Genomic DNA, 18,126 nt, shown 5'->3' with positions numbered 1-18,126 from the left:
AAAGATATAGCTTTTTTTTGATTCTCAAAATTTTTTTCGAAATTTGTTGAAAATAAAAACATGATAATTTCCCTTATCGGCTACATGGGAAGCGGAAAATCACACATTTCCAAACTCTTAAGCCAGAAAATAAATTTCAAATTAATTGACCTTGATCAGCAAATAATTTTGAAACATCAGAAAAAAATCTCCGAAATCTTCGCTGAGCGTGGCGAAATCTTCTTTAGGAAGGAAGAAAAATCAATTCTTGAAGAGATATTAAAACTTGATGATAATATTGTTTTGAGTCTTGGTGGCGGCACTCCTGTCTATTACAACAATATGGAACTCATCAACCAAAAGTCGAAAAGTGTCTTTCTACAAGCTTCTGTTGGCACATTAGCGGAAAGATTGTTAAGACAAAAGGCAAAACGCCCACTCATTGCAAGATTATCCGATGAAGAACTTCCAGAGTTTATTGCAAAACATCTTTTTGAAAGAAATACTTTTTACTCACAAGCAAATTTCACAATAAACACAAATAATAAGTCACCAGAAGAAATAGTTGATGAGATTATTGCGACTTTAGATATAAGATAAAAACAAGAAGACGAGAATTAATTATCCTCGTCTTCTTTTATTTCTGTGAAAAACTGATCCCAAGATTCTTCATCCATCAATTCTTCTTCGTCTCCTTCCACATCTAAGAAGCCTTCAATCTCTCGTCGATCTTTTTTAGTTGGTCGCCCTTCTCCTCTATTTCTGTAATAGTTTTGAGAGCTTTGACGCATTTTCAAAATTTCGTATTGTTCTTTATCCGTTCTATCGATAACATGCAAAGTCACCAACTTAGCACCAATTCTACTTTTGGGGATTTGTAAAACTTCAATTTTATAATCGATTTGATTTTTTCTAATTTTTATAATATCGCCAACTTTCACCTCTTTAGAAGACTTTACAGGCGATGCACCAATGCTTACACGATTCTTTTTGATCTCGTCAGCAGCAATACTTCTTGTCTTATAAAATCGAACACTCCACAAAAATTTATCAATTCGCATATTTTTTATACTTTTGCTCCGTTAAATAATCGGCAATTTAAGATTAAATTCAAAAATGAAAAAAATATTATTCGGTTTTGCAGTATGTGCGCTTGCACTACAGAGCTGTAAGAAAGACAATGCAGATGACGCTCCAGTCTATACGGAGCCAACAATTGATGTGCAAAATCAATACGATGACCAAGCGATTACCAAGTTTCTAGATAACAGCTATTTCGATGCACAAGGTAATATTAAGACATTTAGTACAACAAGTACTGATGATGATAATGAAACTAAACTTTCAACTTACCCTAAAGAAACTCTATCTAACGGTACTATCATTATTAAAAGACCTGATGCACAACCCTTACAAGGCAAACCAATTGCAGCGACTGATAGCATCAGGATAATGAGCACTACCACAGCATATTGGGCGACTAATGAAGATAATGAAGTTAAATTCAGATATGGTTTTCTATTCTCTAATGATATCTATGGAAGTGGCAATCCTCAAGTAGATCCACTTTATTATTATGTAACCGAAAAATTTATGGCTGACCATAATAACACCGACCGCAATGTATATCAGATGGCTGGTTTTCACGAAGCTTTACAGCATTTTAATTCATGCGAAATAGATGACTCAGTTACACCCAATTTACAAGGAGTGATAATTGTACCTTCTAGAGCTGCGTTTGCTAGAAACAGCTACTTCCAAGCTCCATCTTATCCTTCCGCGTCACTTAGAAATAGAACAATGGTTTTCAACTTCCAAGTTTATAAAAGTATTACAAGACCAAAACCTTAATTTTTGGTTTTAAAACATAAAAAAGAGAGTCAAATATTTGACTCTCTTTTTTATTTATCTAAAGTTTAACTTTAAATCTTTGCTAAGAAATCTTCGAAAGCAGCCTCTACTGCTACAACACCTTCGTCATCGATCTTCGTTAGTTTTAACATTTCTATTTGATTAACAGAGTTGATATCAAATGCTTTTTTAACACGAACATAATTCTCTGTAAAACCATACATAAAGCCATTTTTGTTTTCATGCTCCCAAAGAACCGGCAAAGTCTTACCTAATTGCGTTTGATAAAAAGCCATTTTCTTTTTCTCTGATAAAATACGAAGCATTTTGTTACGCTTTTTACGTTCTGGGATTGGCACGACACCATCCATATCACTTGCTTCTGTATTTTCTCTTTCAGAATAAGTAAAAACATGAAGATAACTTATTGGCAAATCGTTCAAGAAATTATAAGTTTCCATAAACTTTTCTTCGGTCTCACCTGGAAAACCAACGATAACATCAACACCAATACAAGCATCAGGCATCACTTCACGAATTTTCGAAACTCTATTTTGATAAAGATTCGTCAAATAACGACGTTTCATTTTCTTTAAAACCTCATCGCTTCCTGATTGCAACGGAATATGGAAATGCGGCACAAAACTTCTACTTTTTGACACCAAATCAATGCTTTCGTCTTTTAACAAATTCGGTTCAATAGAAGAAATTCTAATTCTTTCGATGCCTTCAACTTTGTCCAATTCTGAAATTAAATCCAAAAAAGTATGCTCGTGCTTTTTGTTGCCGAATTCACCTTTTCCGTAATCGCCAATATTAACCCCCGTCAAAACTATTTCTTTAATATCTTTAGCAGCAATTTCTTTGGCATTATTAACAACGTTTTCGATGGTATCACTTCTAGAAATCCCTCTAGCTAACGGAATTGTACAATAAGTACACTTATAATCGCAACCATCTTGCACTTTTAGAAAAGCACGCGTTCTGTCTCCAATCGAATATGATCCAATGAAGAAATCTGCTTCATCAATCTCACAAGAATGAACCTCAGCCGAGCTTTCAGACTTCTCTAAATCGTTGAGATAACTTAAAATATTAAATTTTTCTTTGGCACCAAGTACCAAATCGACACCTTCGATATTTGAAATTTCTTCGGGCTTCAACTGTGCATAACATCCAATAATGGCTACTAAACCTTCTGGATTAGCTTTCATAGCGCGCTTTACGTGAAGCTTACATTCTCTATCTGCATTTTCGGTAACCGAACATGTATTAATAATATAGACTTTTGCTGCTTGATCAAACTCCACTTTATCATAACCCGCGTCAGTCAATTGACGAGCGATTGTAGAAGTTTCTGCAAAATTAAGTTTACAACCTAAAGTATGGAAAGCCACCGTGTTAGGCTGTTGATTTCGTTCTGTCATAAGGCTGCAAAATTACTAATAAATTATAATAGTCGCAAAATGAGATTAGACACAAAAAAAGCCAACTAAAGTTGACTTTTAAATTATTTTTTCTTGGTTGTAGAATCTTTTGGAACCTTCAATCCTTCATCACGAGCCTCCGAAATACCAATAGCAATCGCTTGTTTTCTATCAGTTACTTTTTTGCCGGAGCTAGATTTCAATTTCCCTTCTTTAAACTCGTGCATCACTTCGCCGATTTTCTCTTGCGCTTTTTTGGAATATTTTCGAGTTGTCATTTTTTTAAGATTTAGGAATTAAAACGCCAAGTTCGTAAACTTTGGTGTGCATCAAATAACGTACACGTTCTCTTGAAGTTACCTTCTGGATTTCACCTTTTTTATCAATCACAAAAACACCATCTTCAGAGATTAAAGAATCAGAATCTGACAATAATTCTTCTTCAACACTTTTATCTCTAATTTCGGAATCTCTTTTAACATATTTTGCAACAAGCTCTTTGAATAAAGGATTTCCCGAGTGGATAATCTCATAATTCGGGTTAGGTTCTGCTGCGAAATAATCTTTTTTAGCAATTAAACCAGCAGAATCGTCAAATACAGGATTATCATTACCGTCCAAAAAACCAACTTCCGTTAATTTTCCGTTGTTTTCGTTTGCAAATTGTTCTGCCTCAGCATAAGAATTAAATTTGGTATAAAGTACTTCATTGTCAAATTCAAACTTTGTAAGGCGACTTCTAATATCAGTATTTTCCATAGTAAATTATTTTTGGTGTTTTTAAAAACATACAAGAATGTTGCCAAGACTTGCGGAAAAGCATTTACAAATCCTTAATATATTGCCAAAATCTGTATCTTTACGAAAGTTAATTCCAATTATTTATAATGAAAAAGATAATACTATCCAGTTTGGTGATTGCAGCATTCTATAATGTTAAAGCACAAGAAATTACATTAGACAAAATATATTCTGGTTACTACAGAGGAAAAGGCATTGCTGGAATTGCTTCGCTGAAAGATGGCGAAAATTATGCAACGATTGAAAAAGGTGGAATCGCAAAATATTCTTATAAAACATCGACAAAATCAGGAAATATCGTTGATGGTAATTTTGAATCTTACACTTTTTCTGATGACGAATCTCAAATTTTACTTCTAAAAGAAAGCGAACCGATCTACAGACATTCATTTTTAGGAAAATTCGATGTTAAAAATCTAAAAGACGGAAAAGTTGTTAGCTTAAACAATGGCAAATGGGTACAAGAACCAAAATTTTCTCCTGACGGATCCAAAGTCGCTTTTATCGCTGATAATAATTTATTTTATCAAGATTTAAACACTCAAAAAATCACGCAAATAACGACTGATGGTAAGAAAAACGAAATCATCAACGGTCCTGGCGACTGGGTTTATGAGGAAGAATTTGGACATCCAGATTATTATCAATGGAACAAAGCTGGCGACGCGATTGTTTTTGTAAGATTTGATGAAACTAAAGTCCCAGAAATTAATATTCCGTTATACAACAACAATTTGTATCCGAAATTGATGACTTACAAATATCCAAAAGCTGGTGAAGAAAACTCTAGCGTTACGGCACATTTGTATCAATTAGCAGCTTCAAAATTGTCTACACTTAATTTAGGAAGTTTTGAAAACTACTATATTCCTCAGATTTTCCAAACCAACGCCAACAACGAAATTATCGTAGCAACGTCTAACAGACATCAAAATAAAGTTGATTTATTAAAGATTAACACGCAAAATGCATCGGTTCAAAAATTATTTTCGGAAACCGATAAAGCTTGGATAGAAACCGACAATCTAACCATGGAATTTTTGGATGACAATTCTTTCCTTTGGGCATCTGAGCGCGACGGACATCGCCATTTATATTGGTATGACACCAACGGAAAACTTAAAAAACAAGTTTCTAAAGGCGATTGGGAAATCACAGATTACTATGGTTACAATCCAAAATCTAAAGAAGTTTTTCTACAAACTACACAAAACGGAAGCATCAATAAAGTTGTTTCTAAATTAAATATCAACTCTGGAAAAACTGAGATTATTTCAGAGAAAGAAGGTAGTAACAAAGCGGATTTCAGTAAGAATTTCAATTATTTTATCAACACGACTTCTACTGCTAAAATGCCATTTAAATATGTTTTAAAAGATGGTAATGGAAAGACGGTTAAAGAACTACAAAACAATGACGAGCAACTTGATAAATTAAAGAAAGACAACTTCTTAGCTAAAGAATTCTTAACCATCCCAAATGCTGTTGGCGACCAAATGAATGCTTGGATGATCAAACCGAAAGATTTTAATCCTAACAAAAAATATCCGGTTTTCATGTTCCAATATTCTGGTCCAGGTTCTCAACAAGTATCTAACTCGTGGGACGGCGGAAATGGAATTTGGTTCGAAATGTTAGCGCAAAAAGGTTATTTAATCGTTTGTGTTGACGGTCGTGGTACAGGTTACAAAGGAACTGCTTATAAAAAGTCAACTTACAAGCAACTTGGTAAATACGAAATCGAAGATCAAATTACCGCAGCAAAATGGCTTGGCAATCAATCTTATGTTGACAAATCTAGAATAGGAATTTTCGGATGGAGTTTCGGTGGATATATGGCAAGTTTAGCGATGACAAAAGGTGCTGACGTCTTCAAAATGGGAATTGCTGTTGCGCCAGTTACCAACTGGAGATATTACGACTCGATCTACACCGAAAGATTTTTGCAAACACCGCAAGAAAACAAAGATGGTTATGATCTTAACTCGCCAACAACTTATGCTAAATTGTTGAAAGGAAAATTCTTGATGATCCATGGTACAGCCGATGACAATGTACACTTTCAAAACGCGATGGAATTTTCAGAAGCTTTAATTCAGAATAAAAAACAATTTGATTTTATGGCTTATCCTGACAAAAACCATGGCATCTACGGTGGACAAACAAGACCTCAACTTTACGAAAAAATGACCAATTATATTTTGGAAAATTTATAAAACAAAAATCCGATTTCAACTTTTGAAGTCGGATTTTTTTTATTTAGATTTGTTTTAAACCTCAAAAAATGATAAAAAAAACATTGCTAATACTTAGCCTTATAATTTTTGGACACTCTTATTTTGCCCAGACAAAACCAACAGGCAATGATGAGTTAGATTATATTCTTTATTACAAAAGGCTCGTTGATGCAGCAGATTCCATCAAAACGCATAAAAAAACTGTTGAGTTTGACAGTAAAAAACTATTTGAAGAAACCAAAAAACTGGATAAGGAAAATTACCCTGGCGCTTACATCGCAAAAGCAAACGACTATTATAAGAAAGGAAAATATAACGAAAGCGGATTTTTGTATTATTTAACACAATTGCGCGCGGCAGATTTTAACGCTTCGACTTTAGGACATTTCAACAACGATGAAACTGCAAATATGCTTGAAGAAAGTTCGTATTTATTCTTATCAGCTGATGTAGCAAACTACCATCGAGTTTTAAAAATGGCAATTGATTACTACGAAAAAGAACCTTACACCTATTTGGTTAAATACGACAAGACCTATAAAAAACAACCTGTGGTAGAGCGATATTGCGAATTGCTAGAATTATTAGAAACAAAAGATCCCAAAGTGATCGCAGAAATACAAGATGGTCGACAAGAAATGATTAAACGAATTAATGAGTATTACGAAGCTTCAAAATCGGCGTTTGAAAAATAACAACTTAGCATTCATAATTTACAAAACAGACAGCTTTCTACGACTTGGAAGCTGTTTTTATTTAAAATTAATTGTTAAACAAAATTAAATTTGAAGTTAATATTTACATTATCTATCGAATAAAAATCTTATTTTTGAAAAATTTGAAAAAATAAAATTATGAAGAGCAAGCATCCTAAAGGGCTTCCCTATCTTTTCTTTACCGAAATGTGGGAGCGATTTGGCTACTATTTGATATTAGGAATTTTTGTTTTGTACCTCATCGAGCCGCAAGGTATTGGTGGCGGACTTGGCTTTCCTGATAAAGATGCAGATGATATTTTTGGAACTTTTATCGCATTAACTTACTTAACACCTTTTATTGGAGGCTTTTTGGCTGACAGAGTTTTAGGTTATATTAAATCCATCTATCTCGGCGGAATCTTAATGGCTGCTGGATATATTGGCTTAGGCGTTTTTACAGATAAACCTTTTTTCTACACTTCTTTAGCCTTAATTGTTATTGGAAATGGTTTCTTCAAACCGACTATTTCTACACTTTTAGGAAATCTTTATTCGGAAGAACCTTACAAAGCAAACAAGGATTCTGGTTACAATATTTTCTATATGGGAATTAATATTGGGGCTTTTATCTGTAACATTATCGCCGCTTTTATGCGAAACAAATTCGGTTGGGGCGAAGCCTTTATCACCGCAGGTGTTGGGATGTTGCTAGGTCTTGTTATTTTCACCATTGGTAGAAAACATTACATCCATGCAGCACAGATGAAGCCCGTACAAGAAGGCGATACCAAACTTTCAGAAATTCTTTTAAAAGTTTTTGGTCCTGCGATTATCGCGGGTGTTGTTGGTTGGTTTGTACCGACAATGATCTTCGGAAGCAACATTTTTGGTAGCACCAATACTGATGCATTTATTTTCGCATGTATACCAGTTATTTACTTTTATGTTTCACTTTATCTTAAAGCCAATCCACTTGAGAAACCATCAATCGGAGCATTGCTATCAATATTTTTGGTAAGTATGTTCTTTTGGGCAGTTTTCAAACAAAACGGAACCGCTTTAACAAGATGGGCAAATTATTATACAGATCGCTCGGTATCAGAATCTGTAGAAAAACCTCTGGCAGCTTTATTTTTAGTTGAAGAAAAAAGTTACGAAACTAAAGATGTTAACGTTTACGATGATCAATTCCGTTCTCAAAAAGCCGAAGATGGTTCAGCATTAAAAGAACAAGGAAAAGACATTTATTTCCGTAATATTTCCAATGAAGAAAAAACCAAACTTGAATCAAAAAATGACAACAATGTGTTTCTTTACAACACAGAGCTCTTCCAATCTATAAATCCATTTTGGGTAATTGTATTAACACCTGTCGTTGTAGGTTTCTGGGCACTTTTGAGAAGAAAAGGAAAAGAACCGCTGACACCATCTAAAATCGTTTTAGGACTTTTCATTTCTGCGTTATCATGTTTGGTTATGGTAGGCGCCGTCTATGCTGGACAAAATGGCCTTGTAAAAGTATCCGCACTTTGGCTATTCGCATCTTATGGCGTTATTACTGTCGGCGAATTATGTCTTTCTCCGATGGGATTATCTTTTGTTTCTAAATTATCGCCTGCAAGATTAACAGCTTTAATGATGGGAGGTTTTTTCCTTGCAAACTCTGTCGGGAACAAGCTTTCGGGAATCTTGGCAAGTACTTGGTACAACTATGAGAATAAAGCCAACTACTTTTTAGTCAACTTTGCATTGTTAATTTTTGCAACTTTATTAGGACTCTCGATGTTAAAACGTCTTAACAAAATCATGAAAGAAAAAGGACACTAATCCTTTGACAATCAATATAAAAATCTCTGCAGCAATGTGGAGATTTTTTTGTTTAATAAAATTCAAAAACGGAACAAAGTTTAGAAAAGCATCAAAAAACAGCATCTTTTTATGATTATCGTCATGCCATTTTCAAAAAAAAGCTATATTTGTCAGTCTTAACAAAAATTTAACAATAAAAAATATGGATACAGTACAGGCCAAAGAAAGGCATCCTAAGGGGCTGTGGGTTTTATTTAGCACAGAAATGTGGGAGCGTTTTAACTTCTACGGAATGCGTGCAATTTTAACCTTGTTTATGGTTAACTCCTTAATGTTAGGAGAATCGAATGCTTCTATTATCTATGGTGGATTTTTAGCATTATGTTATTTAACACCACTATTAGGCGGTTTTATCGCTGACAAATATTTAGGAAACAGATATTGTATCATCCTTGGAGGAAGCTTAATGGCGATTGGACAATTCTTATTGTTTTATAGTGCTGTAACTTTCGAAAGCTCGCTAGACACTTCGAAAACTGTATTTTGGCTAGGTCTATTGGTGATTGTTTTTGGTAATGGATTTTTCAAACCAAATATCTCATCAATGGTTGGTAGTCTTTATCCTGCACAAGAAAAAAGCAAACTAGACTCTGCTTTCACGATTTTCTACATGGGTATCAACATTGGTGCATTATTAAGCCAATATTTTGTACCACTTATTGCAGACGTTGTGGTTGATGGGCAAAGAGATGTACACGCTTTCAAATGGGGTTATCTAGCTGCTGGTATCGCAATGGTTTTAGGAACAGTTACTTTTATCATTCTTAAAAACAAATATGTTGTTGATCCAGAAGGAAAACCAATTGGAGACATTCCTAAAAAGTCTGATGTAAAAGATGCTGAAAACGAATCTGCTAAATTTGCATCTAGCGCTTTATTAGGTTCTTTAGTACTATTCATCGTGTTATTCTTCACATTCAGATATCTATCGGTTGACGAAATTTGGTTTTCAAAATTCGAAATAGGAACCTTAGTTAAAGGAATTATTTATCCAATTATCTACTCTTCTGGTATATCATTAGCGATATTAATTCTATTAGACAAAGCCCTTACGAAGGTAGAAACGCAAAGGATTTTAGTAATCTATATTGTTTCGTTCTTTATTATTTTCTTCTGGGCAGCCTTCGAACAAGCTGGATCTTCATTAACCTTTATCGCTGATAACCAAACGGACAGAACATTCTTATTCGGATGGCAAATGCCTGCTTCGATGGTACAAATCTTTAACGGGATTTTCGTTGTAATGCTTGCGGTACCATTCAGTATTCTTTGGGACAAATTGAGAGCTAAAGGCAAAGAACCTGTATCTCCACTGAAACAAGCGATGGGACTTATCTTAATCGCAGTAAGTTATTTCATCATTGCGCATAATGTAAAAGACTTAGGTAACGATGGATTACTTGCTATCAAATGGTTAGTATTACTATATTTCATCCAAACTTGTGGTGAGCTTTGTCTTTCTCCAATTGGTTTATCTTTGGTAGGAAAACTATCTCCAAAAAGATTCGCATCATTACTTTACGGAGTGTTCTTTATTTCGAATGCTGCAGGTTACGCCCTTGCTGGTACATTAGGATCTATACTTCCTGCAACAGGTGACAAATTTAAAATGGCTCAAGAAAAAGTAGGTGTCAACTTGCAAGATGTCCTTGATAAAAAAGTGACTTTAACGCCAGAGCAAACGGCTAAGTTTAGTGAAATGCATTTACCAACAGAATATACAACATTTGCGGGCTTTACAATCCACAACTTGTACGAATTCTTCATGGTATTCGTTATCCTTTGTGGTATTGCAGGTGTTTTATTAGCATTAATTTCTCCAAAATTGAAGAAAATGATGCATGGTGTTAACTAGACCAAATCTAATTCAACAATAAATCTTAAAAACCTCTGAGCAATCGGAGGTTTTTTTGTACTTTCGTATGATGTTTTTTATGAAACATGTCACTGAAGTTTATTCAATTCAATTTTAAATGAGTTTAACATTACAAGAAATTCAGGATTTTAAAGGCAAATATCCAAAACAAATTTGGAGTCTTTTCTTCTCTGAAATGTGGGAGCGTTTCTGCTTCTACGGTATGCGTGGGATGTTGGTGTTCTTTATGATCCACCAACTTAACTTCCACGAAAAAGAAGCCAACTTACAATATGGCGCAACACAAGCCTTCGTCTACGCTTTCACTTTTATTGGTGGACTTTTCGCAGATAAGATTTTAGGTTTCAGAAAATCATTATTCTGGGGAGGATTATTAATGATTGTCGGGAGTATACTTTTGGCAGTTGATCCACACGTTTATTTCTACTTCGGACTAGCTTTCATCATTATTGGTACAGGTTTCTTCAAACCAAATATCTCAACAATGGTTGGCGAACTTTACAAAGAAGGCGATAACAGAACCGATGCAGGCTTTTCATTATTCTACGCTGGGATTAATCTTGGTGCATTTTTAGGAGGATACGTTTGTGTTGCAATTGGTAAAGGTTATATGTTGTCATCAGTTATTGACGAAGCGCATCGTTGGAATGTCGCTTTCGGACTGGCAGCTGTTGGGATGTTAGTGAGTTTGATTAATTTCCATTTCACTAAAAAGAAACTTGGCCCAATCGGGTTACAACCAGGACATCCTGACGCCATCGTAAAAACAAAACCACTTCCAAAATGGGCAGAATATGCAGTCTATGTTGGGACTTTATTATTGATTCCGTTGATCCAAGTAATGGTTTCAAAAACCGAGTATACAGATTATTTCATGTATATCATTGGACCAGCAACTTTGGTTTATTTATTTTTTGAAATGTCGAAAGTATCTGCAGCTGAGCGTAAAAAATTAGTTGCGGCGTTAGTATTCATTATTTTCTCAATTATCTTTTGGGGAATTTATGAGCAAAGTGGAGGTTCACTAAGTATTTTCGCAGCTAAAAACCTAAATGACTCTTTAGTTGGATTAACCGTTGACCCTAACGGCGTTAATAACTCTGGCGGTGCATTTTTCATTATTTTGTTAGCGCCATTGTTTGGACTACTTTGGATTTGGCTAGGAAAAAGAAAACTCGAACCAAATACCATTATTAAATTCGGACTAGGATTTATCTTCTTAGGTTTAGGATATTATGTATTATTTGCTACAAGGTTCTTTGCTACAGACGGCGTTTCGTCGTTAGATATCTTTACGACTGCATTACTTGTCATCACCATTGGAGAGCTTTGTTTATCACCAATTGGGTTATCCATTATGACTAAACTATCGCCTGCAAAATTACAAGGTATCATGATGGGAATGTGGTTTTTAGCATCAGCTTATGGACAATATGTTGCAGGATTAATTGGTGCAAACATGGCAGAAGCAAGAGAAAACGCTGGTAAAGCAGAAGCACTTTTAACCTACACCGATGGCTACAAACAATTAGGACTTTACGCACTAATTGCCGGTGTGGTATTAATTTTGATATCTCCTATTGTTAAAAAATTAATGCAAGAAGTAAGATAAAAATCGAGCTTCTTCATAAAACAAAATTATGATGAAGATTTTTTTCTCAGTACTTTTCACGTTGTCGTCTTATTTTTCTTTTGCACAAGTGCATTGGATAACGATTAATGAAGCGCTCGAAGCGCAGAAGAAAGTACCGAAAAAAATCTTCATTGCTTTTACTGATGACCACTGCGATCCTTGTCAAAAGATGGAAAAATTCGCTTTTGACAATCCTGTTATCGCAAAAATGATTGCGGACAAATTTTATGCAGTTAAGTTTTTTGCAGACAGCAAAGAGAAAGTCAACTTTCGAGGACGCGATTTCGAATATAAGGACAACGCCACGATGCACTCTTTCGCGAAATATATGAACATCTCGACGGTGCCGACCATCGTATTTTTGGATGAACATGCCGCCCCAATTACGAGTCTTATGGGTGCACTTTCCGCAAAAGATGTTGAACCTTACTTTTCGATGATTAGTACGCAGGATTACAAAAACATAACAAGTCGTCAACAGTGGGACGATTATCAACGAAAATTCAAATCAAAAATAAAAGATTAAACTTCAGCATTCCTGAAGTTTTTCTTTTTTTAGGAGCAAGAAAAACTCATGGTACTTAGAAAATTGACTCCCGCTGTCCGCTTTATCTTTGCGATGTGGCGCTCGGACGGCTCCGCTACGCTCCGCCGCCTCGCGCCACCCCACAAAGGATGCCGCTTCCATCGGGGCTAGTGTAGAAAATTTGTCATCCCAATTCATTTTTTAATCCCTGCAAAAAAGCTTAAATTGCCACTTGATTTTTCGTTAAAACTTTGAATCTAGACACACCCATAGAATTTATAAAAGGTATCGGAACCGAACGCGCCAAACTCATCAAAAATGTGTTGGGCATTCACAATTTGGAAGACTTTATCAACTTCTACCCGATTCGTTATATCGACAAATCAAAAATCTATACGGTTTCAGAACTTAGTCCGAGTTTGGATGTAGACATTCAATTAAAAGGAAAAATTACAGACATCCAAGAAGTCGTTTCCCCAAAAGGAAAACGACTAAGCGCAAAATTCCGTGACCAAACAGGAACAATCGATTTAGTGTGGTTCCGTTACAGCAAATGGATGAAAGAAAGCATCCCAATGAACAAAGACTTATTCATCTTTGGAAAAATACAAGCTTTCAATAACAGCTTTTCGATGCCACATCCCGAAATAGAAACCGACGAAGCAAAAGCCATTTCCGGAACTTTGCTTCCTGTCTATTCCAGCAGCGAAAAACTTACCAAAAGAGGCATTAATAATAAATTGTTTCAGAATGTTATCTATGAAATTCTAAAAATCCTGCCACAACTTATCGACGAAAATCTCCCCGAAAATTTAATAAAAGCTTTAAAACTTTTAGGAAGATTGGATGCCTTTTATAACATACATTTTCCACAAAATCCACAGTTGGCACAAGAAGCCGACCGCCGAATAAAATTCGAGGAAGCTTTCTTTTTTCAGTTGGGTTTTGGTTTGAAAAAACTACATCAACACAGCAAATCCATCGGAAATCCATTTCCGATTGTTGGCGATTATTTTAATAATTTCTACAACAACAATTTACCTTTTGATTTAACGGGCGCTCAAAAACGTGTTCTCAAAGAAATCCGAACCGATATGAAGCGCTCCACCCAAATGAATCGCTTGTTACAAGGCGATGTTGGATCGGGTAAAACGATGGTTGCACTTTTGACGATGTTAATTGCGATGGATAATAATTTCCAAAGTTGTATGATGGCACCGACTGAGATTTTGGCGCAACAACATTTTAATTCCATTCAGGATTTATTAAAAAATTCTAATGTTAAAGTCAAATTACTGACAGGTTCTACCAAAACTTCCGAACGAAAAATCATCCACGAAGAATTATTATCTGGTGAGCTTTCCATTTTGATTGGGACGCACGCCGTTTTGGAAGACATCGTACAATTCAAAAATTTGGGATTGGTGATTATTGATGAGCAGCATCGCTTTGGTGTAGCACAACGCGCCAAACTTTGGGCAAAGAACAAAATTCCGCCACATATTTTGGTGATGACCGCAACGCCAATCCCGAGAACTTTGGCGATGAGTTTTTATTCTGACCTCGATGTTTCCGTGATTGACGAAATGCCAGTAGGGCGTAAACCTATTGTCACAGCACATCGTCGTGAAAAAGATCGCGCTTATGTTTACAACTTTTGCCACGAAGAATTAAAGAAAGGGCGTCAAGTTTATTTCGTTTATCCATTAATCGAAGAATCCGAAACTTTGGACTACAAAAACTTGCAAGATGGTTTTGACCACATTCTCAACCATTTCAAAAGTTATAATATTGCTATGCTTCACGGCCGAATGAAGCCCGATGAAAAAGACCAAGCGATGCAATATTTTGCTTCGGGAAACGCACAAATTATGGTTGCAACAACCGTTATCGAAGTTGGCGTTAATGTCCCGAATGCCTCAGTTATGGTGATTGAAAGCGCTGAAAGATTTGGACTTTCTCAACTTCATCAGCTTCGCGGACGCGTTGGTCGTGGCGCTGAACAGAGTTATTGTATCTTAATGACGTCTGACAAACTTTCTGCGGAAAGTCGCAAACGTATCAAAACCATGTGCGAGACCAATGACGGTTTCAAAATCTCCGAAGTTGATATGGAACTTCGAGGTCCAGGCGACATTTTAGGAACACAACAAAGTGGCGTCGTTGATTTTAAAAAGTTAAATCTAATGACGGATTCGCAAATTATAAAATTGGCAAAACTCGCTGTAGAACAACTTTTAGAAAAAGATGCGCTTCTTGTCCATCCCAATCATCAAAGCATGAAAACCTTCTACATTAGACAATATAAAAGCAAAAACAAGTGGTCTAAGATTTCGTAACGATTTGGTACTTTAAGTTTTTACACCTATTTTTGTCGCACTTTTATCCCGAACCTCAGCAGAGGTAGCAACCTGCAAAACAAGCAAGGTGCTAAAACGATAAGCCAATTTTTGGAAAAAATGTTGAACTATCTTCTGCTGACTTCGCCAAATAACGACGTATGACAACAGAACATAAACCTCGTGAAAGCTTTATCAGCTTAATTCCTTTTTTAGTATTTGTCCTAAGTTTTTTAGGAGCAGGAATTTATCTTAACGACTTTTATGCGTTGCCCTCTCCTATTGCCATGGCACTAGGAATTATCACTGCTTTTCTAATCATCAAACTTCCATTTAAAACAAAAATGGACGAATTCCTGAAAGGTTTGGGTGATAAAAATGTGCTAACGATGTGCGTTATTTATCTGTTGGCAGGTGCATTTTCAACCGTTTCTAAAGCGTCGGGAAGTGTTGATGCCATCGTAAATTTAGGATTAGAATATATTCCTGTTAATTATATTGCATTTGGTATTTTTATTCTGGCTTCGTTTTTATCTTTGGCGTCCGGTACTTCGGTTGGTAGCATTGTGGCACTTGGCCCCATCGCGATAGAATTGGCGACAAAAAGTGGTGCCGATGTTAACCTCATCGCAGCGTCGTTATTGACAGGTGCAATGTTCGGCGATAATCTTTCTGTGATTTCTGACACGACCATTGCAGCTTCACAATCTTTGGGAAGTAAAATGTCTGATAAATTCCGAACTAATCTTTGGATTGCAGCGCCAGCATTTTTAATAACGATTTTTATTCTACTTTTTAACAATTCGGAAGCGACTATTGTACCAAATTTAGCCACACATGGCAGCAGTTTTTATCTTTTAATCCCTTATATTTTGGTTATAGGATTGGCATTCGCAGGCGTTGATGTTTTTTTTGTTTTATTAATTGGCGTTGTCGTGTCAGGAATTATTGGTCTATCAAATAACAGTATGGACTTGTTAGGTTTTGCAAAGGAAAGTTACAATGGTTTTACTTCGATGACTGAGATATTCCTTTTATCCTTATTAACAGGCGGTTTAGCTGGAATTATCGAATATGCGGGCGGTATACGATTTCTTTTAAATAAAATTTTAAAAACGATAAAATCGAGATTTTCTGCAATGTTGGGAATGGGCGTTTTGGTAAGCCTTGTTGATGCTTGTATTGCAAATAATACGATTGCGATTTTGATAACGGGAAAAGTTGCAAAACCAATTTCCGAACATTATGAGTTTGAACCTCGAAAAATGGCTTCGGTATTGGATATTTTCTCATGTATTATCCAAGGTATTATTCCGTACGGGGCGCAAGTATTAATCTTGATGAGTTTTGGAAAAAACAAAATCGATTATCTCCAACTCATCAGTCATTCATATTATACGTGGTTGCTTTTGGTTTGCGTTTTAGTATTTATTTTCTTGAACAAAAATCAAACTCATAAATTAAATTCCATTAAATAATCGTCCATTACATAACCACTTCCAATATCGAAAACTGCTTCGCCGTAGACTTTGTAGTTTTGAGATTCGTAAAACTGACGAGCAACATTATTTTTGTTCACTGTTAAAATAATACGATTATCTCCCACAGATTGGGTATGTTTTTTAACGAGATTAAGACCAAATTTGCCAGCACCTTTTCCTTTAGCTTCTGGTACAAGATAAATGCGATGAAGTTTGGTTGTATTAAATTCGATATGATGTTCGAAACCAACAAAACCCAAAGGCGTTTCATCATCAAAAATTAAAAAATAATGGTAATTGGGATTTTGAAGATGAAAGATAATTTCGTGTTCCGAATACATTTTTTCCAACATATATTCTAGCTGTTCTTTAGAAAGAATATCGGCATAAGCATCTTCCCAAGAACGTCTCGCCAAATCTTGAATAAGGCAAATATCAAACTGTGTGGCAGGTTTTGTCTGTATCATATTTAAAATAAAAATGGGCCGAAGCCCACTTAATTATATATTTTTCATTTCAGCTTTGATCTTGTCTTGTAAGCCTTCCGAAGCTTTAGTCAAAGGCAATCTCAAAGTATTTCTAATAATTCCCATTTCTGCAAGAATAGTTTTAACACCGCAAGGATTTCCTTCTGCAAAAATTAATCTTGTGATGTCTACCAACTTGTTATGGATGTCGTAAGCTTCTTTAACCTTACCATCAAAAGCCAATTGTACCATCGTCGAAAACTCTTTTGGATAAGCTTGACCAATTACCGAGATCACGCCATTACCACCAGCCAATGTTACCGGAAGCGTATATTCGTCGTCACCCGAAACCAAATTAAAATTAGCAGGCTTCTTTCTAACAATATCAAAATACTGAAGAATATTTGGCGCCGCTTCTTTAATCATAATCAAGTTTGGGAATTCTTTAGCTAATCTCAAAGTTGTATCCGCTTCGATATTTTGCCCAGTTCTTGACGGAACATTGTAGATGATAATATTTTTACCAGTCGCAGCAATTGCTTTATAATGTTGATAAAGTCCTTCCTGATTTGGTTTGTTATAATATGGAGAAACCGAAAGAACCGCCTCAAAATCTGATAAATCTGTCTCCTCGATTTGTTTAACAACTTCCATCGTGTTGTTACCACCAATCCCAAGAACTAGCGGCACACGTTTATTATTCACCTTTATGATATGCTCAATAACCTGTTTCTTCTCGTCATTAGAAAGTGTTGCAGCCTCAGCCGTTGTACCAAGAACCACAAGATAGTTAGTTCCGTTATCGATATTGTAATCCACTAACTTTGTTAGAGAATCGAAATCTACCGATAAATCTTCATTAAAGGGCGTTACCAAAGCAACACCTACACCTTTTAAATTGCTCATATCTTAAATTAGAATTTACTTGTAAAGTTAAAGTTT

The 18,126-nt window shown here is 35.5% G+C and carries 16 protein-coding genes and 1 riboswitch; of the genes, 10 read left to right on the top strand and 6 right to left on the bottom strand.

Annotation, left to right across the window (positions count from 1 at the left end):
- The first annotated feature begins 60 nt into the window (after window positions 1-60).
- Window positions 61-579, top strand: a complete 519-nt coding sequence (locus tag B5X62_RS03435; protein WP_079666003.1) for a shikimate kinase — start codon at window positions 61-63, stop codon at window positions 577-579.
- A 17-nt stretch (window positions 580-596) separates the two neighbouring features.
- Here B5X62_RS03435 and B5X62_RS03430 read toward each other — a convergent pair whose 3' ends face one another.
- A complete protein-coding gene (locus tag B5X62_RS03430) occupies window positions 597-1,040 on the bottom strand; it encodes an RNA-binding S4 domain-containing protein (RefSeq protein ID WP_079666002.1) in 444 nt (147 codons plus the stop codon).
- A 160-nt stretch (window positions 1,041-1,200) separates the two neighbouring features.
- Between B5X62_RS03430 and B5X62_RS03425 the strand changes: the two genes are divergently transcribed.
- Entirely contained in the window at window positions 1,201-1,830 is a 630-nt protein-coding gene (locus B5X62_RS03425; RefSeq protein ID WP_245797143.1) for a hypothetical protein, read from the top strand.
- Between the two features lie 71 nt (window positions 1,831-1,901).
- On the opposite strand, the gene mtaB is transcribed toward B5X62_RS03425, so the two are convergent.
- The 3 genes from mtaB to B5X62_RS03410 all read right to left on the bottom strand — a co-directional run bounded on the left by mtaB (window position 1,902) and on the right by B5X62_RS03410 (window position 4,016).
- Window positions 1,902-3,257 carry a tRNA (N(6)-L-threonylcarbamoyladenosine(37)-C(2))-methylthiotransferase MtaB gene (gene mtaB, locus B5X62_RS03420; RefSeq protein ID WP_079666000.1) on the bottom strand — a complete coding sequence of 452 codons (1,356 nt, stop codon included), beginning with the start codon at window positions 3,255-3,257 and terminating at the stop codon, window positions 1,902-1,904.
- A gap of 83 nt (window positions 3,258-3,340) precedes the next feature.
- Window positions 3,341-3,535, bottom strand: a complete 195-nt coding sequence (locus tag B5X62_RS03415) for a DUF6496 domain-containing protein (RefSeq protein ID WP_079665999.1) — start codon at window positions 3,533-3,535, stop codon at window positions 3,341-3,343.
- Between the two features lie 4 nt (window positions 3,536-3,539).
- The gene (locus B5X62_RS03410) at window positions 3,540-4,016 is read right to left on the bottom strand and encodes a hypothetical protein (protein WP_079665998.1); all 477 of its coding nucleotides are present in this window, start codon (window positions 4,014-4,016) and stop codon (window positions 3,540-3,542) included.
- Between the two features lie 128 nt (window positions 4,017-4,144).
- Between B5X62_RS03410 and B5X62_RS03405 the strand changes: the two genes are divergently transcribed.
- The 8 genes from B5X62_RS03405 (at window position 4,145) to B5X62_RS03365 (ending at window position 16,714) form a co-directional block, all read left to right on the top strand.
- A complete protein-coding gene (locus tag B5X62_RS03405) occupies window positions 4,145-6,274 on the top strand; it encodes a S9 family peptidase (protein ID WP_079665997.1) in 2,130 nt (709 codons plus the stop codon).
- Window positions 6,275-6,342: 68 nt separating this feature from the next.
- Complete coding sequence (locus B5X62_RS03400; RefSeq protein WP_079665996.1) at window positions 6,343-6,990, top strand: hypothetical protein; 648 nt, start codon at window positions 6,343-6,345, stop codon at window positions 6,988-6,990.
- Window positions 6,991-7,149: 159 nt separating this feature from the next.
- A complete protein-coding gene (locus B5X62_RS03395) occupies window positions 7,150-8,820 on the top strand; it encodes a peptide MFS transporter (protein ID WP_079665995.1) in 1,671 nt (556 codons plus the stop codon).
- A gap of 184 nt (window positions 8,821-9,004) precedes the next feature.
- The gene (locus tag B5X62_RS03390; RefSeq protein WP_079665994.1) at window positions 9,005-10,717 is read left to right on the top strand and encodes a peptide MFS transporter; all 1,713 of its coding nucleotides are present in this window, start codon (window positions 9,005-9,007) and stop codon (window positions 10,715-10,717) included.
- A 118-nt stretch (window positions 10,718-10,835) separates the two neighbouring features.
- A complete protein-coding gene (locus B5X62_RS03385) occupies window positions 10,836-12,350 on the top strand; it encodes a peptide MFS transporter (RefSeq protein ID WP_079665993.1) in 1,515 nt (504 codons plus the stop codon).
- Between the two features lie 28 nt (window positions 12,351-12,378).
- Window positions 12,379-12,897, top strand: a complete 519-nt coding sequence (locus tag B5X62_RS03380) for a thioredoxin family protein (protein WP_079665992.1) — start codon at window positions 12,379-12,381, stop codon at window positions 12,895-12,897.
- Between the two features lie 251 nt (window positions 12,898-13,148).
- Entirely contained in the window at window positions 13,149-15,236 is a 2,088-nt protein-coding gene (recG, locus tag B5X62_RS03370; RefSeq protein ID WP_079665990.1) for an ATP-dependent DNA helicase RecG, read from the top strand.
- A 38-nt stretch (window positions 15,237-15,274) separates the two neighbouring features.
- Window positions 15,275-15,367, top strand: a riboswitch (SAM-I-IV-variant riboswitch).
- 30 nt (window positions 15,368-15,397) lie between these two features.
- Window positions 15,398-16,714: a Na+/H+ antiporter NhaC family protein gene (locus B5X62_RS03365; RefSeq protein ID WP_079665989.1), complete on the top strand. Its 1,317-nt coding sequence runs from the start codon at window positions 15,398-15,400 to the stop codon at window positions 16,712-16,714.
- Here the strand turns inward: B5X62_RS03365 and B5X62_RS03360 are convergent.
- Complete coding sequence (locus B5X62_RS03360; protein ID WP_079665988.1) at window positions 16,690-17,184, bottom strand: GNAT family N-acetyltransferase; 495 nt, start codon at window positions 17,182-17,184, stop codon at window positions 16,690-16,692. The genes B5X62_RS03365 and B5X62_RS03360 overlap by 25 nt on opposite strands.
- 33 nt (window positions 17,185-17,217) lie before the next feature.
- Window positions 17,218-18,090, bottom strand: a complete 873-nt coding sequence (gene dapA, locus B5X62_RS03355) for a 4-hydroxy-tetrahydrodipicolinate synthase (protein ID WP_079665987.1) — start codon at window positions 18,088-18,090, stop codon at window positions 17,218-17,220.
- Window positions 18,091-18,126 lie beyond the last annotated feature (36 nt).

Origin of the sequence: Soonwooa buanensis, assembly GCF_900167905.1 — a bacterium.
Classification (GTDB): domain Bacteria; phylum Bacteroidota; class Bacteroidia; order Flavobacteriales; family Weeksellaceae; genus Soonwooa; species Soonwooa buanensis.
Note: the sequence above shows the minus strand (reverse complement) of the source record. Positions and strands in the feature narration are given on the sequence as shown.

What these genes read in the sequence shown, in the direction of transcription:
- B5X62_RS03435 (WP_079666003.1), top strand. Translation starts at nt 61, where the DNA reads ATGATAATTTCCCTTATCGGCTACATGGGAAGCGGAAAATCACACATT.
- B5X62_RS03430 (WP_079666002.1), bottom strand. Translation starts at nt 1,040, where the DNA reads ATGCGAATTGATAAATTTTTGTGGAGTGTTCGATTTTATAAGACAAGA.
- mtaB (WP_079666000.1), bottom strand. Translation starts at nt 3,257, where the DNA reads ATGACAGAACGAAATCAACAGCCTAACACGGTGGCTTTCCATACTTTA.
- B5X62_RS03415 (WP_079665999.1), bottom strand. Translation starts at nt 3,535, where the DNA reads ATGACAACTCGAAAATATTCCAAAAAAGCGCAAGAGAAAATCGGCGAA.
- B5X62_RS03410 (WP_079665998.1), bottom strand. Translation starts at nt 4,016, where the DNA reads ATGGAAAATACTGATATTAGAAGTCGCCTTACAAAGTTTGAATTTGAC.
- B5X62_RS03405 (WP_079665997.1), top strand. Translation starts at nt 4,145, where the DNA reads ATGAAAAAGATAATACTATCCAGTTTGGTGATTGCAGCATTCTATAAT.
- B5X62_RS03400 (WP_079665996.1), top strand. Translation starts at nt 6,343, where the DNA reads ATGATAAAAAAAACATTGCTAATACTTAGCCTTATAATTTTTGGACAC.
- B5X62_RS03395 (WP_079665995.1), top strand. Translation starts at nt 7,150, where the DNA reads ATGAAGAGCAAGCATCCTAAAGGGCTTCCCTATCTTTTCTTTACCGAA.
- B5X62_RS03390 (WP_079665994.1), top strand. Translation starts at nt 9,005, where the DNA reads ATGGATACAGTACAGGCCAAAGAAAGGCATCCTAAGGGGCTGTGGGTT.
- B5X62_RS03385 (WP_079665993.1), top strand. Translation starts at nt 10,836, where the DNA reads ATGAGTTTAACATTACAAGAAATTCAGGATTTTAAAGGCAAATATCCA.
- B5X62_RS03380 (WP_079665992.1), top strand. Translation starts at nt 12,379, where the DNA reads ATGATGAAGATTTTTTTCTCAGTACTTTTCACGTTGTCGTCTTATTTT.
- B5X62_RS03365 (WP_079665989.1), top strand. Translation starts at nt 15,398, where the DNA reads ATGACAACAGAACATAAACCTCGTGAAAGCTTTATCAGCTTAATTCCT.
- B5X62_RS03360 (WP_079665988.1), bottom strand. Translation starts at nt 17,184, where the DNA reads ATGATACAGACAAAACCTGCCACACAGTTTGATATTTGCCTTATTCAA.
- dapA (WP_079665987.1), bottom strand. Translation starts at nt 18,090, where the DNA reads ATGAGCAATTTAAAAGGTGTAGGTGTTGCTTTGGTAACGCCCTTTAAT.